The following is a 15,347-nucleotide window of genomic DNA, read 5'->3' as shown; positions in this document are numbered from 1 at the left end:
TTGAGCATTATAAACAATATAAATAAAGCATTTGACCACCGCATCAGACTAGGTATTATGTCTGTTTTGATGGTCAATGAGTATGCAGATTTCTCTACTTTAAAAGAGCTTCTAGGTGCTACGGATGGCAATTTGGCCAGTCACGCCAAAGCCTTGGAAAAAGAAGGATATATTAAAGTTGAAAAGCAGTTTATAGGACGAAAGCCAAATACTAGATACTCAACAACCAAATCTGGAAGGGAGGCTTTTCAAAAGCACATAGATGCTTTGGAAAAATTAATAGGCAAACCATAATTTTTTTATCAATCCACTTTGAATTTCAAAGTAAAAAAAGAGAACATGACACATAAATCAATCTTCAATAAAGCATTAGATTTCAAACGCTTATTAAAACGAACCAAAATTTCGTGGCTTGTTGCCACATCACTTCTAGTTCTGTTCTTAATACGAATTTCTTTCAAAGTAGGAAAAGTAGAATCATGGATGTGGGTACCCTTAGTGACCGTATCAGTTGGCAGTATTGCCGCGGGAATTTTATACTATTTCCTAGTTGACCACCTAGCCTCAACACCTAAAATCAAGTTTCTGATGACATTTGTTTCCATTTTGGGTTTTATTGTAGCCTGTTGGTTGTCTTTTATTTTCGCCCTTGATCAGGTTGGTTTGTGGCATTAATCAAATATCAATTTACCTATGAAACCCTTTGTAAACAAAAATTCCATCGTTCGAGAAATTTGGGGGAAAAGTGATACCATTCTTTTCGTCTTCGCTGGAGCATCTGCAGAATTCGCCTTAAATAAAGCTGTAGATTGGCTCTATTATACCGGTAAACTTCCTAAAGATCCTTTAGGCCGTTTGTTCTCAACCGTTGCTTACGCCAGACATATTGTTTTTTCGGATGAGTCTACCGCATATCAATCCATAGATATGATTAATAAAATCCATCAGAATGTAGAATCCAGTCGGCAAATGAACATTCCAGATTGGGCCTATAAAGATGTTCTCTTTATGTTGATTGATTACTCTATCAGATCCTATGAAATGTTGGAACGTAAACTGAGTTTAAAGGAAAAAGAAGATGTTCTTGAAGTATTTAACAGGGTGGGAACTAGAATGAACATCAAAGACCTCCCCCCTACCTTTGAAAAGTTTGAAAAAATGCGTCTGCAGCATATGGAATCCGATCTTCAATTTGCTGTATACACACAAGATCTTTACAACCAATACCGAACACATCTAGGTTGGTTGAGATACAAATTACTGTTGGAAGTCCAAATTAAGTTGCTCCCAACCCCAGTACGCTCCAAATTGAACCTAAGAAAACATTCATTTATTGAAATACCTTTAATCGCCTATAAATGGAGCCGATTATTACGAATCGATTGGTTTATAAAAGAGCTCATTTTACCATCAGAATACAAACCTAATATCAAAGCCTTAGATCAAATGGCTGCCTAAAACAAAAATTTTTAACTATACGCTTTGTATTTCAAAGTACTTTAAAACTTGTAAATCATGAAAATCATTATTCCCTTAATTGCTTCTTTACTCTTTAGTCTACTTTTTTATGGACAAAGCATTGGTCTCAATTTAACCCTATTTAGCTTCCTTACTCTTATTGTCCTCTCTGTTGTTAAAACTAAGGATATCATGTTCAGAAAAAATATTTCCTTGGCCATCGCTTATTTCCTTTCTGCTTTCCTAGTATTTATAAATCATTCTATGCTTTCTATTCTTGTCAATTGTTTTTTATTCATTTTGTTGGTAGGTTCTATTTCAGAAAAGAATACGTCCCTTTACATCTCTTTTTTTAACGGATTTTACTCCGTCATCGCCGGCTACTTTCACCGTGTTATAGATAATAAAAGTACATCGCCAAATGAAAAATGGTTTCATAAAATTGATAAATGGCATCTTCTTAAATTAATAGGAATTTCAATCATCACATTGACCATATTCATTCTCTTTTACAAACATGGAAACCCTCTTTTCAGTAAGCTAATTGAACAAATAGACTTTAGTTTCATTGACTTTCAATGGATTCTTTTTACTGTTCTTGGTTTTTATTTAATTTATAATATCCTAGAACCTGTAAAAATTGACCCCTTAACAAACTACGATCTTAAAACCATCAATAACCTGATAGAAAAAACAGACATCTCCTTTTCCAATCTAAAGAAAGAGACCCAATTAGGAACCCTGCTTCTATCCTTACTAAACTTACTTTTAATCTTTTATATAATCACTGATGTGATTTATCAGTTTTCAATTGAAGATTTTAGAGCCTCAACCCTATCGTCCCAAGTTCATAATGGCATCAACACCTTAATAGGATCTATCATAATGGCTATATTGATTATTCTATACTTCTTTAGAGGAAGTCTTAATTTTTACACACGAAATAAAACCCTTAAAAATCTTGCCTATTTATGGATTGGTTTAAATTCTATTTTAATAATCCTTATCAGCATCAAGAATAACCAATACATTGATATTTTCGGTTTAACCTACAAGCGTATAGGAGTTTATATTTATTTAATTTTAACCCTAGCTGGATTAACAACTACTTTCCTAAAGGTCTTCAAACACAAAAACCTCTGGTTCTTGTTACGTGTAAATACCAATGTAGCGTTTGCAATCTTAGTAATAAGCAGTTTTATAAACTGGGACTATAACATCACTTCTCACAACTTAAAACATGCAAAAAAAATAGACATGCAGTATCTAATCAATCTTTCTGACAACAATGCCATAATCTTAAAGGAATACAGCGACAATAACCAATTGAATGATCTCTTTTCACAACAAATCAATAAAAAGTATCACGACTATAAAACAGAATTATATTCTAGAAATTGGCAGGAATCGAGTTATGAAAATTTAACCCTAACCGAAAACTTGAGACAATGAATATAGGAGTTAATTTATGTAAAAGCACTTTACTTGCAACCGGTATCTTTTGGGTTATCCTTTTTAAAGCAGAAGTTACATGGAGCATCATGCCTTTTGTAATCCTGTCAGTTTTGCCCATATTTTTATGTTGTCTCTTTGTTATTTCTATTAGCATTTGCCCCTTTTTCTTTTCTTGTAAAGATTCTGTGGATAAAAAGCGCATATTCAAAACCTATTTCCCAATCTATATAATGATAAGTTTTATTCTAGGACTTACTTTTATTATAAACTGCAAATTTGATATTTATGTCATAGCTTTCTTTACTTCAGCCTTTATAACTACCTCACAATCTTGGATATGGTTCACAAAGGACAAATCCCAATTACAAATTAAAAAATGAAAAAACGTAAAATGATTTTATTAAGCCTCGGAATTCTTGTTTCAATGGTATTGCTTAGCAACATAACTGTTAAAAAATCATCCCAAATGAAAACTTTTGATTCAGTTCAGAATATTCCACATAACAAGGTAGGACTTGTGCTTGGAACAGGGAAATACACAAATGACAACCGAATCAATCTATTTTACCAATACAGAATTGATGCCACCGTAAAACTTTACAAGGAACAAAAAATTGATTACGTTTTAATAAGTGCTGACAATGGTTCAAAAAATTATGATGAACCCTCTACCTTTAAAATAGATCTTATAAAACAGGGAATTCCAACGGAAAAGATATTTCTTGATTACGCCGGTTTTAGGACTCTTGATTCTGTTGTAAGAGCCAATAAAATCTTTGGTCTCAATGATGTTACTATTATTTCTCAAAAATTTCACAACGAGAGAGCTATTTTCTTGGCTAACCATTACGATGTAAATGCAATAGGATTCAATGCTCAAGATGTTCCCAACAGCATAGGACTTCTTACCCATCTTAGGGAATACCTAGCACGCACCAAAGCGGTATTAGATATAATCACCGATAAATCGCCTAGATATTTAGGGGAACCAATAGCAATTCATTAAAACATGAAACTCACTTTCAACCTAAAATATTTCATGGCATTTTTGGTGCTTTTTATTACAGAGGCTCTCATCGCCTATTTCCTAAAGTCTGGTTTTATAAGGCACACTTTTGGAGACTTTTTGATTGTCATTTTGATGTATTGCTTTTTAAAAAGCTTTTTAATCATAGCTCCAAAGAAGGCTGCATTTCTAGTATTAGTAATTTCATTTACTATAGAAATTTTACAATACTTCAACCTGAATCATTTTTTGGGACTACAAGATTCCCATTTAGCCAAACTCATCTTAGGAAGTACTTTCCAGTGGTCCGACCTGTTGGCCTACTGCCTAGGTGTCCTATTTGTTTTAATACTAGAATCTCTATCAACCAAAACCTCAAAATCATGAAATCTTTCTTATTTAAACATTATTCTATATTATCTCAACTATTCCTATCCATGGGTTTTAGCATTTTCCTATTAATGGTTCGTATGAAACTCAATCAATCCTTTTTCCTATTATTCATGGTCTGGAATTTGTTTTTGGCAATCATTCCTTATGCCATTTCCAGCTACCTACTTAGCAAAAAACAACCATCAAAATTAACCGTACTAACAGGATTGACTTTGTGGTTGCTGTTTTTACCCAATGCCCCCTACATGATTACTGATTTATTACATTTAAAACACAATGCCACTTCCCTAATTTGGTTAGATATTTTGGTAATTACATCTTTTGCCTTAAACGGACTCGCTCTCTTCTTTCTATCAATTTTTGATGTCAAAAAACTTCTTTCTTCCATTCTAAAACCTGTTTGGGTAAAGATATTAAGTATTACCATTTTAATTGCTACAGCTTTCGGCATTTATTTGGGAAGATTTTTAAGATACAACTCATGGGAAATACTCCATAAACCTGGAGAACTGTTACTTGACATCGGAAATATTCTTTTATTCCCCAAACAGCATACAACCGCCTGGTTGTTTACCTTTTGTTTCTCCACTTTTCTTTGGTTTGGGTATAAATTTGCTGGACATTTTCTTATAATTAACAGAAAATACTGACAAAAATAAATGATAGTTTTCTATATTTGACTGAATGTGAACCATTAGCACTTTTAATGTTTTAATCAAATCTCAATCTTTCCATGAAAAATCCAATTATTTATTTAGCCATTTTATGTACCATATTATCTTGTAAAAAGGACGAAAAAGAGGTGGTACTTAAAAAGCAAACATTAGGTCATTTCACCCTATCTAAGGACAAAATACAACCGGGTGACACCCTACAAATATCCTATAACGGCGAAGACCCAGACATGTCTGCCATCTACTATTATATGGTTAATAATACTTATTTCCCTGAAGATATCGAGTTTAAAGAAAAGGAATCTCAAATTATAGTTCCTGATTCGGCTACGGGATTGGCATTCAATTTTAAGGAAAATGGACAATATGATTCCAATAACAAGAAAGGTTATTTACTTCCATTATATACTGAAGATGGATCAATACTCCCAGCTAGTCAACCATCTTTATATTATTACACTTTAAACGAAGGGAAAAACTATGACATTGAATTTGAGAAGGAAAGCATCTTAGATTCCTTAAATAAAGCTGTTTCAACCAATTCTGAGTTAAAAGAATTGTGGGGAGATAACTACGTATACTTTATTTATAGACAGGACAAAGAAGTTGGTAAAACGCTTATGGAAGATGAAGTAGTAGCATTAAATGCTAACGAGGACCTCACCGAAGATGATGCCATTAAACTCTATGGTTTTAAGAATGCCTTAGGAGAAAAAGAATATGCAGATTCTCTAAAAACTGTGATTTTAGAAAAGTATCCCAATGGAAGTTTTGCCAACAGGCAAATCGTCATGGAGTTTAGTCGGGAAAAAGATTTCAACAAGAAATTAGAACTCTACAATTCATACCAAAGCCCAATTGAAGGAGAGGATAATATGAAAAATTACATGTTAAACCAAATTGCCCATTACTATGCTGGTCAAGGAGATTTTGAAAATTTTAAAAAATATGCTCAGCAAATGGATAACAATTCTTCTAAAGCCTCATTATTTAACAATATTGCTTGGGACAATGCTGAAAAGGACCAATATCTAGAAGAGATGTCAGTGATTTCAAAGCAATCCTTAGATCTAATTAAAGAATTGGAAAACGACCCAGACAACAAACCAAACTACCTTACCACATCTCAGCACAAAAAAATTCTTGAAAGAAACTATGGTCTATATGCAGACACTTATGCCTATATTCTCCATAAAACAGGCAACTTACAAGAAGCTCTTGAATACCAAAAAGTTGCTTATGAACAATACGAGGATGTGGAAATCGCCGAGAGATATCTAGAATACCTTGTAGAAGATAAGCAATATGAAAAAACGGAAAAAGAAGCTTCAAACATGATTGAAAATAGTATTTCTTCAGATAAGATTATCAATCTATATGAAACAGCTTACAAGGAGACCAAACCTAACGATACTAATTTTAGTGAAACCCTATCCAAACTTGAAAAAATAGCATTTGATAAAGAAACTGAAGACATCCGAAATAAGATGGTAGACAAATCTGCTTATGACTTTACACTTAAGGATATGTCGGGCAAAGAGGTTTCTTTAGCAAGTTTGAAAGGCAAAACTGTGGTTTTGGATTTCTGGGCCACTTGGTGCGGTCCCTGTAAAGCATCGTTCCCAGGAATGCAACAAGTCGTTGACAAGTATAAAGATGATGAAAACATAGAAATATTGTTTATTGATACTTTTGAAAATGGACCCAAGCGCGAACAGCAAGTAGCTGAGTTTATTAAAAACAATAAATATACCTTCCATGTTCTTTTTGATCAATCTGGGGAAAAATCAAATGGTTTTGAAGTAGCTGAAGCTTATGGGGTCAATAGCATTCCTACTAAAATTATCATAGGCCCTGATGGCAAAATAAAATATGAACAGGTTGGTTTCTCGGGAACTGAAAAGTTGGTTCAAGAATTGGAAATCCTTTTTGAAATCTTGAAGAATTCTTAGTTAGAAGATAAAATAAATAAGAAAGCCAAAGAAAATTCTTTGGCTTTTTTTATCGGTTATTTACCATCCACATAATCTTGTAAATATTTAAATCTAGGGGTCAAATGTCCGTTTTCGGTGATTTTGGCCCTTTCTAAAACACCATCCTGATCACCGTTAAAAAAGGCCGGAATGACATGCTCCAAAAACATTTCCCCAAAACCTTCACTGGCATCTTTAGGCAACTCACAAGGTAAATTATCTACAGCCATGACTACAATGGCTTTTTCATCCATAAAATCAATTTCGCTTTCAGTTTGTGGATCATATCCATAAACGGGTTCCGCAATAGTAGATGGTCTGATAGTAGAAGCTACTGGCCCATCTATATCGCAACTGATATCAGCCACCAGTTTAATATTAAAATCGTCTGACTTGGCATCTTCCCTAGTAAATAAATAGGGTGAGCCATCACCATAAAAATGGCCTGCTATAAACATATCAGACACTTTGGCAAAACGCATAAAGTTTGATTCATAAGCCTCTGGATGCTCATAAAAATCCTGATTATCCAAACTTCTTCCATCTTTCCTTTGGTTGTAATCCAACACATCAATCAAACAATATACAGGCTCATTGAAAGATTCCCTTAAATAAGCGTCAACAGAAACCTGTCTCATGTTCATGGCATCCAACATTTCTTTGGCCCCAAAGGCTACCTTTCCGCTTCCAGTTAATAGTACTTTAATTGGTGGCACTTCACATTGTATTAATTCTTTAATCAATGCTTGTTGATCCGCCAATGTTTCCGCCTTTGGTAATTCCCAAGATTGGTATTTTAAACCCCAAGCCCGGAAACCATTATAAGCACCTACAATACCAGCGTACCTTCCAAAACCAATCAATCGAGCGCCGTTTGCCTTAACAATGGTTTCATGATCATATAGCTCAATGTTCTTCTCTAAAATGGTTTTTAGCAATTCCCGATTATAGGGCTGTTTTTTAATAGTATGCGAAAAGAAAAAATATTTTTTATTCGGAATGAGTGCCTCTTTAGGCACCTCTTTCACTCCCAACATGACATCACATGAACTTACATCAACTGAAACATGAAACCCTTTTTCCTGATAACTAGCATCAGAAAACACTCTAATATCAGATGATTCCACCTCAAATTCAGCATCAGGAAATTGCTCCCTAGCTTTCACTAATTCGTCTGGAGAAAATACCACACGTCTATCAGGTGGATTCTTACGTTCTTTAATGATGGCAAACTTCATGTAAATATCATTTTTATTGAAACCTGACACCGCCAGGTTGGTATGGAATTTGCACGAAAATACATAGAATTGGAAGGTTGCACAACATTTTTTAGTAACTTCGCCATCCATTTAAAAATGGTCTTTGAATTATTGGGGTCGACTGGTTTTGACAGCGAGACTTATTGAACTGTAAGCATGCCGTGTAATGAAATTGAAACACGTTAAAGGCTATTTCAACAGTTAAACGGCGAGAATAACTACGCTTTAGCTGCTTAATAACTGAATTATAGTAAGTTATAGCCTTTGTCCCGCGAGGCGGGAAAGCTAAATGTTCCTGAAAAGCCTTGGTTAGCGGCGTTTCGTCAAGGAGCATCGTAAAAGTTAACATAGAACGGCTCTTGTTTCGATAACCGTTTGAAATTTAAGAAACTAAGCTGTAGGTGGGTTGTTTTTTGCCAGCCTATAGCCGACAATTAAGTTAAAACTAAGCATGTAGAAAGCACTTTGACGGCTTGTTTGGACGAGGGTTCGAACCCCTCCGACTCCACACGAAAAAACCTTGTAAACAAAAAGTTTACAAGGTTTTTTATTTAGAATGGAACTTTCAAATTTAATTCCTACACATCGTCTGAAGAATTTACCCAGCTTGTATAAATTTGGTGCATTATTGCCAAGACTACGGTCCCTACAAACAATCCAATAATACCATGAAGCATAACTCCTCCTATGGCTCCCAAAAATATTATAACCGTAGGCGTTTTTAAACCTTTAGACAACATAATAGGTTTTAAGAAGTTATCCAATAAAGAAACCATTACGATATAGATGGTGAAAATAATAGCATGTGTGGTATTCTCCATAAGAGAAAAAGCCAAGGCTATTGGAGGAATAACGGCCAAAGTTACAGGAACCTGAATAATAGCACAGAAAAGAACTAACAAAGTGAATAATCCAGCCAATGGAATACCAGCTATTTTAAGGCCAATAAAACTCAACAGGGCCTGTATAATGGCCACCAACAAAATACCTTTTACAACACTACGAATGGTATTCCTCGAAATTATAACAAAATCCTCGCCATCTTTACCAATGACTTTTTTTGCAAATTTTAGAGCCGTTCCATAAGAGGAATCAGCATTAGACATAAAAACAACGGCTATAATGAATGACACGATAAATAAGAGAAGGGTTCCCATAAGCCCTAGCAAGCTTCCAAAAATATTTTTCCCTTTTTCAAGTAGATATTGTCTATGGTCTACGGCATAATCTTTTGTGTCCTCCGAAAATTTAAACCATTCCTTATATAGATTGTTTCCAATCAATGGGAGTGATTTAACTTTTTCTGAAGGAGGAGCTATTTCAAAAGTCCCTGCTTTTAAGTCCTTTAAAACTTCGGTAGTACTTTCAATAGCAGAACTAAAAACCATATACGACGGCACAGCCATAATAGCTATTACCACAATTGAAAAAATGAAACTTTTCAACTTAGACCCTTCAATCCTTTTTTTATAAAAAGGATAAATCGAAACGGCTAAAATAACAGCCCAAGCAAGTACCCCAATGAATGGCGACAACAATTTAAAGGTCCAAATCAGCAATAGAGAAACAAGGGCAATCCTGATAAAAATGGTTAATGTAGACTTATTCATAAGATTACTTTTTAATTGATTATTATGATTGATTCAAACTCCAACCACCTCCTAAAGCCAGATATAACTTAACAATAGAATGTAATTGCAGTTTATAGCTTTCCGATGCATTTAACTGCGCTTCAAATAGCGAATTTTGAAGGTTTAAAAATTCTAAAAAAGACGAAACTCCTTCGTTATACCTTACCCAAGATAGATTTAAGGCTTCTTCAGACAGCAACAATTGTTCATTACGAATGTCCACCTCCATTTTATAGGTATTGATAGCAATTAAGGCATCCTCTATTTCTTGAAGAGCGACTAAATAGGCCTGTTTATATTCATTCTCCAATTGTTTATAAACTTCTTCCTGCAAAGCAATGGCATTTTTGATTTTATGGCTGTTAAAAATAGGGCCTACTAATTCACCAATTATTGAGGAAAAAAACATGGAAGGGTTTGTTAATTGACCTCCCAAATCAAATGAAAGGGTAATATTTGGATATTGTAACGCCTCCGTGGCTCCTACCGTTGCCAGTTGTGATTTCAATCGATGTTCTAATACCATTATGGAAGGGCGACGTTGTAATAATTGAGATGAGACACCAACCGGTAATTCTGAAGGAAAAACTTGTTCTTGCAACAACAATCCTCTTGGGATAGATTTTGGTTCACTACCCAAAGCAATGCTTATAGCGTTCTCTAATTGCTTTCTAGCCCGTAAAAGAGTTTGCAGTGCAATTTCAACATCCTTTATTTCAATGGTAATTTGATTTACATCTACCTTAGAAATAAACCCGCCATCATAACGAGCATCTATAATGTTTTTATAGTCATTCATGGAACTCACCATATTCTCTGCAACTATAATTTTGTTATCCACATCACGCAACGAAAAATAAAGCGTAGCAATTTGGGTTACTAAAGTTGCTTGCACCTGATAATATGCCATTTCAGTAGTAAGATAGGCTTCAAAAGCAGCAAGGTTTTCATTTTTTATCCTACCCCAAAGATCTATAGTATAGGAAACATTGGCGGCTATTAATGCTTGGTCATTGATGTCGGAGGTTATTGAATTGGTAGAAGCTTGGTAGGAGGCACCATAATTAATGGCTGGAAATAAATCGGCACGCGCGATGTTATATTGCAGCTGTGATTGCTTAAGAGCAATAATGGTATTTTGTAGCGATAGGTTATTTTCTAAGCCTTCTTCAATAAGTTCGGTTAATGTTGGGTCATTGAATATGTTCCACCATTTTGTATCTGCAAAACTGGTTGAATCAGTAGTTTTATCACCTATGACATACGAATCTGCCACTTCAGGTGATACATAGCTTTTTTGAACGGAACACGACATGAATGTTGTCATCCAACTAAAAACACCCAACAAATATGTAGCCCTAAGCAGTTTCATTTTCAAGAAAAGGATTATTTAATGTGTTAACTGTTTTGAAAGCCACTATGAGATATAAGATAGCAAGCCCCAACTGTAATAACCTGTCGGAAATAGTACTGGCTGCCGATGTATCTGAAACAGAAACAGAACCCATAACCACAAAAAAAGTTTTAAAGGCGAGGTCATAAATAGCAGCTGCTTGCTGGCCAGAAAATATTTTTTGCACAAAATAACCTCCTATGGAAATGATTAATAAAATATAAATCAAATAATTAGGTGCAATAACCAATATATTGTAGGCCAAAAGCCCTAAAGCTCCACCAAGCACATTACCTATAAGCATAACTTTTCCTTTGTTAGAGCGGTACATAAAAGGATCAAATCCCAATATAACTATAAATACCAGGGTTATTGGGAGAATGTTAAGGTTATAAATTAAGAAAATAGCCACTACAGGTAGCATGACCAACATACCATTGAGAGCAAGTTTGTCTAAATTAAGTTTTGGCTTTTCTAATGGCTTTTTCTGTTTTTCAGTTTGGATTGGAGTCGATACGGGAAAAAGCAGGAATGAAAACTGAATGACAGCCAACGCAATTGCTAAGTGCAGCAATAAAAGTTTCACAACAAATGTCCCTAAAAAATTTCCTTGAACATTTACAAATGTCAATAAAACAGCAAGCATTAAAAATAATAACCTAACGGCTGCAGGTATTTTGTTTAGGCGATAGCTCCAAAAAATAATAAGTCCAAGAATAGGAAGAACAACTAATGGCATATCAATTAGATACTTACCAATGGAATTGCCAATGATTCCTAGTAGACCAAACGCAATCAAAATTAAGATTGATTTCTTAATTGTTGGTCTTTCCCCTTCCTTTCCCAAAAACATGAGAGTTAGAATAGGAGTTATGTGGGGTGTGAATAAATTAATGGAAGTCGTCAAAATGAGGGATAAACTGACGCCGAATAGACACCTTAGTAATGCATTGTCCGTTTTTATTTGGAGTCTTATGTAATTTATCCTATCTAACATAAGAGAGTTTTGAAAGAAGCCATATTCTAAAGGCAGCTAAACCGTTAAGTACAAAGTTATTCCCAGTGTAAACAACAACCTCAGCTTGACTTCCTTGTCTTAGTTCTTTAATGATTTCACTATTTTCTATTTGAATAATTACTGGAAATCGCTGTGGATCTCGCAACCAACCCTGAGACGAGTTTACAGTCGGCAAATCACTGGAATTCGTTCTATCTGTACTGACACCATAAGCTACGCTACTAACAGCACCCTTGTATACCTTTCCAGGTCGTATATCAAATACAATTGAAACTTCATCCCCAATTTCTATATTCCCAAGATTATTCTCTTTGAGATTAGCTTGGATCCAAATATCCTGATTTGATACCAGAGTTACTAGTGAATTTCCAGCTCTTGCAAAATATCCCTTCTCTATATTAAAGCTTTCAATAATCCCATCAGATGGAGCAACTATGGCAGTATTGGATAAATCCCATTGTGCTTTCTCAATTTGATTCAAAACCGCTTTAATGTTTGGATTGTTTTCATCAGTTGGCCCCAAAGCAGCACGTTGTTGGTCCAAAGCTGCTTGAGCCGAAACCACTTGTTCTACAGCATTTAAATAAGAAGCTTCAGAACGATCTTTGTCTGCCTCAGACAAGGCACCAACATGTTTTGTAATCACTCGCTGGGTGCGTTCCCAGTTCTTGGATGCTCTATCTAAATTAACCTTAGCTCGATTTAAACGAGCCACAGCGGACTTGATTGCAGAGGTTCCCGCATCTACAGATTGGGTTGCGTTTTCTAAGTTACTTTCAGCAATCCTGAGGGCAATTTCAAAAGGTTCTTTATCTATAAGGAAAAGAGTATCTCCTTGCTTTACCTCACTGTGAAGCCCAACATTTACTTGGGTAACATAGCCGCTCACCATGGGCGCCATAGGTAAAATTAAACCTTTTACTCGAGCCTGATCTGTACTAGGAGTAAGTCTATCTGAGAATATATTCCAAATGAATATCAAAACCGTAAACAACAAAGTATAACGGGTAATAGCCTTGGTGGCACTTCCTTTTTTGGGAGATTTTGTCATCTTTCGGAGTATTTTTTTGTGAATTTTTGTAATAATGAATACATCATTGCTGTTGTCCAACCAATCAGCATAATACCATTAATAGCCTCAAAACCTGACAACAACCGCCAATTACTATTTAAAGTAATATCTCCATAACCTAAGGTTGTAAAAGTGACCATAGAAAAATAAAGTGCCTCAAAATAATCATTAAAACTGGAGGTCGTTAATGGATTATAGTAATAACCCAACGCCCAAATAGCCGTTTGAACAAAGTGCAAAAGAGAAAAAACCAAAAAAGAAAGAATTAAAAGTTTTAAAACCTTATGCGTATTTAATCTCCTTTCATTTAAATACTTAGAAACTTTTTTTAGCCAAAAAAGGGTACAATAAGCTTGTAACAAAACACTTATAGCGACCAGAATACATCCAATTAACAGCAGACTAATCATTTAAATTATGTTATTCATAGCAGAATTAAACTTACTTAAAATCGAAGATCGGAAGAAACGCATACAACAGTCTAAACTTCAATTCTATAACTAATGTAAGAAATAAAATACTTAATTCGCCTCTACTTAATAAAAGTTGTTCATTCCATAAGAATATCATAGTCTATAACCATTTAAATTTTTTCGTAATGGGGTCTTTCTTCCGAGCACAACTAAACTTATTTTTCAGGCAAAAGATTAAATTAACGGAATACATAGGATAAAAAACGAAAGCCATCGCCACTCTAATTATAATAAACCATTAAATCGCAAAATCTAAAGAAATGGAATTGATGCTCTTTTTGTTATCTTCAATCAATAATTCTTTAAAACACTTAAATGTTCACAACAGAAGTAAAAAATAATAAATCGTCTTCAACAAAATTTTTTTACTTGAAACTTCAAATTTTAGGGGTTGCTTTTTCACTCATTTTTACTACTTCTTGCAATCAAAAAGGATACAACAAAATCCCTCAAAAGTCCTCTGAAACTTCTCCCCAAGAAAACAACCAAGAATTCGCTCCCTTCCCAGACTATACAGAGAAAACAAAAAAGCATGCGACTTTCAATGGTAAAGTAAGTGAGTTTATTTGGCAAATTTACCAAGACAAAAACGCACATTATTGGTTTGGGACAAACCATGATGGCATCTTATCCTATGATAACAACTCACTAAAACACTACACGTCAAAAGATGGCATAGGTGGAAATGCCGTAAGAGCTATTTTAGAAGATCAAGAAGGCAACCTATGGTTTGGAACCTCTAATGGCCTGACCAATTACAACGGTAATATCTTTAAAAATTATACTGTAGCAGACGGCTTGATAGATAATGAAATTTGGTCCTTATCAATTGATAGAAATGGTTTGATTTGGATTGGAACAGTTGGCGGTGTCAGCACCTTTAATGGTAAAACCTTTAAAACATTTGAGGTGCCAAAGCCTCAAATATACAATGCAGAACCCATGCTATCACAAAATAGAGTTAGTGATATTTTAATTGATAAAGACAATGAGATATGGTTCGTAAATGATGGTTATGGGGTGACCAAATACGATGGGCATACTTTTGAATTTTACAGCAAAGAAAATGGACTAACAGACAATAGTGTAGCTGACCTATTTGAAGACAGTAATGGTACCATTTGGATTGGCACATATTATGGAGGGGTTAGCACTTATGACGGCAATGACTTTACCAACTTCACTGAAAAAGGTGTCATTAAAGGAATCGAAACCTATAATTTTTTTGAAGACAAAAAAGGCAACATTTGGTTTTCAGCTGAAAATCAAGGAGTCTATCGTTACAATGGTAAGGAATTCAAACTATATACCATGGCAGACGGATTGGCAACTAATGGCATACAAAGCATCTTCCAGGATCATAAGGGGCAAGTGTGGTTTAGCACCTGGGATGGTTTAAGCCTATTTGATGGCACCCAAATTGTTAATGCTTCTGAAAGAGAGCCTTGGACAGATTAATAAATCATTTGTTTTTGATTTTTCTATCAGAAGTGTGAAAGCATTTTAATAGTATCTACAAAAAACCCTGCAACATAGTTACAG

Annotated in this window: 15 protein-coding genes and 1 other RNA gene; 10 read left to right on the top strand and 6 right to left on the bottom strand. The window is 34.7% G+C overall.

The window, feature by feature from the left end; all coding sequences use genetic code 11:
• The 8 genes from GZ212_RS09275 (at window position 1) to GZ212_RS09240 (ending at window position 6,938) form a co-directional block, all read left to right on the top strand.
• Window positions 1-294 (top strand): transcriptional regulator, encoded by a 294-nt coding sequence (locus GZ212_RS09275; protein WP_053972316.1) that lies wholly within the window; start codon window positions 1-3, stop codon window positions 292-294.
• A 45-nt stretch (window positions 295-339) separates the two neighbouring features.
• The gene (locus GZ212_RS09270; RefSeq protein WP_166959285.1) at window positions 340-675 is read left to right on the top strand and encodes a hypothetical protein; all 336 of its coding nucleotides are present in this window, start codon (window positions 340-342) and stop codon (window positions 673-675) included.
• Window positions 676-693: 18 nt separating this feature from the next.
• Window positions 694-1,458: an oxygenase MpaB family protein gene (locus tag GZ212_RS09265; RefSeq protein ID WP_166959283.1), complete on the top strand. Its 765-nt coding sequence runs from the start codon at window positions 694-696 to the stop codon at window positions 1,456-1,458.
• A gap of 57 nt (window positions 1,459-1,515) precedes the next feature.
• Window positions 1,516-2,910 (top strand): DUF4173 domain-containing protein, encoded by a 1,395-nt coding sequence (locus GZ212_RS09260; protein ID WP_166959281.1) that lies wholly within the window; start codon window positions 1,516-1,518, stop codon window positions 2,908-2,910.
• A 469-nt stretch (window positions 2,911-3,379) separates the two neighbouring features.
• Window positions 3,380-3,919, top strand: coding sequence for a vancomycin high temperature exclusion protein (locus tag GZ212_RS09255; RefSeq protein ID WP_232394448.1), 540 nt, complete (start codon window positions 3,380-3,382; stop codon window positions 3,917-3,919).
• A 3-nt stretch (window positions 3,920-3,922) separates the two neighbouring features.
• Window positions 3,923-4,306: a DUF2809 domain-containing protein gene (locus tag GZ212_RS09250; protein ID WP_166959277.1), complete on the top strand. Its 384-nt coding sequence runs from the start codon at window positions 3,923-3,925 to the stop codon at window positions 4,304-4,306.
• Window positions 4,303-4,962, top strand: coding sequence for a DUF1361 domain-containing protein (locus tag GZ212_RS09245; RefSeq protein WP_166959275.1), 660 nt, complete (start codon window positions 4,303-4,305; stop codon window positions 4,960-4,962). The genes GZ212_RS09250 and GZ212_RS09245 overlap by 4 nt, the downstream gene beginning before the upstream one ends.
• Before the next feature lie 83 nt (window positions 4,963-5,045).
• Window positions 5,046-6,938, top strand: coding sequence for a TlpA disulfide reductase family protein (locus GZ212_RS09240; protein ID WP_166959273.1), 1,893 nt, complete (start codon window positions 5,046-5,048; stop codon window positions 6,936-6,938).
• A gap of 56 nt (window positions 6,939-6,994) precedes the next feature.
• Here GZ212_RS09240 and GZ212_RS09235 read toward each other — a convergent pair whose 3' ends face one another.
• Window positions 6,995-8,197 (bottom strand): NAD(P)-dependent oxidoreductase, encoded by a 1,203-nt coding sequence (locus GZ212_RS09235; protein WP_166959271.1) that lies wholly within the window; start codon window positions 8,195-8,197, stop codon window positions 6,995-6,997.
• Between the two features lie 134 nt (window positions 8,198-8,331).
• Between GZ212_RS09235 and ssrA the strand changes: the two genes are divergently transcribed.
• Window positions 8,332-8,729, top strand: a transfer-messenger RNA (tmRNA) gene (gene ssrA / locus GZ212_RS09230).
• A 67-nt stretch (window positions 8,730-8,796) separates the two neighbouring features.
• Here the strand turns inward: ssrA and GZ212_RS09225 are convergent.
• The 5 genes from GZ212_RS09225 to GZ212_RS09205 form a co-directional block, all read right to left on the bottom strand.
• On the bottom strand, window positions 8,797-9,828 hold the full coding sequence (locus GZ212_RS09225; RefSeq protein WP_166959269.1) for an AI-2E family transporter: 1,032 nt from the start codon (window positions 9,826-9,828) through the stop codon (window positions 8,797-8,799).
• A gap of 22 nt (window positions 9,829-9,850) precedes the next feature.
• Window positions 9,851-11,221 (bottom strand): efflux transporter outer membrane subunit, encoded by a 1,371-nt coding sequence (locus GZ212_RS09220; RefSeq protein ID WP_166959267.1) that lies wholly within the window; start codon window positions 11,219-11,221, stop codon window positions 9,851-9,853.
• Window positions 11,208-12,095, bottom strand: a complete 888-nt coding sequence (locus tag GZ212_RS09215; protein WP_240923792.1) for a hypothetical protein — start codon at window positions 12,093-12,095, stop codon at window positions 11,208-11,210. The genes GZ212_RS09220 and GZ212_RS09215 overlap by 14 nt, the downstream gene beginning before the upstream one ends.
• Before the next feature lie 133 nt (window positions 12,096-12,228).
• Window positions 12,229-13,311 (bottom strand): HlyD family secretion protein, encoded by a 1,083-nt coding sequence (locus GZ212_RS09210; RefSeq protein WP_166959263.1) that lies wholly within the window; start codon window positions 13,309-13,311, stop codon window positions 12,229-12,231.
• Window positions 13,308-13,586 (bottom strand): potassium channel family protein, encoded by a 279-nt coding sequence (locus tag GZ212_RS09205; protein ID WP_166959261.1) that lies wholly within the window; start codon window positions 13,584-13,586, stop codon window positions 13,308-13,310. The genes GZ212_RS09210 and GZ212_RS09205 overlap by 4 nt, the downstream gene beginning before the upstream one ends.
• A 588-nt stretch (window positions 13,587-14,174) precedes the next feature.
• Here GZ212_RS09205 and GZ212_RS09200 point away from each other — a divergent pair.
• The gene (locus GZ212_RS09200) at window positions 14,175-15,263 is read left to right on the top strand and encodes a two-component regulator propeller domain-containing protein (protein ID WP_166959259.1); all 1,089 of its coding nucleotides are present in this window, start codon (window positions 14,175-14,177) and stop codon (window positions 15,261-15,263) included.
• Window positions 15,264-15,347 lie beyond the last annotated feature (84 nt).

The organism is Mangrovimonas sp. CR14 (assembly GCF_011764015.1).
GTDB classification, from domain to species: Bacteria; Bacteroidota; Bacteroidia; order Flavobacteriales; family Flavobacteriaceae; genus Mangrovimonas; species Mangrovimonas futianensis.
The sequence above is the reverse complement of the archived record's forward strand: the minus strand, read 5'-3'. Positions and strand labels throughout refer to the sequence as shown.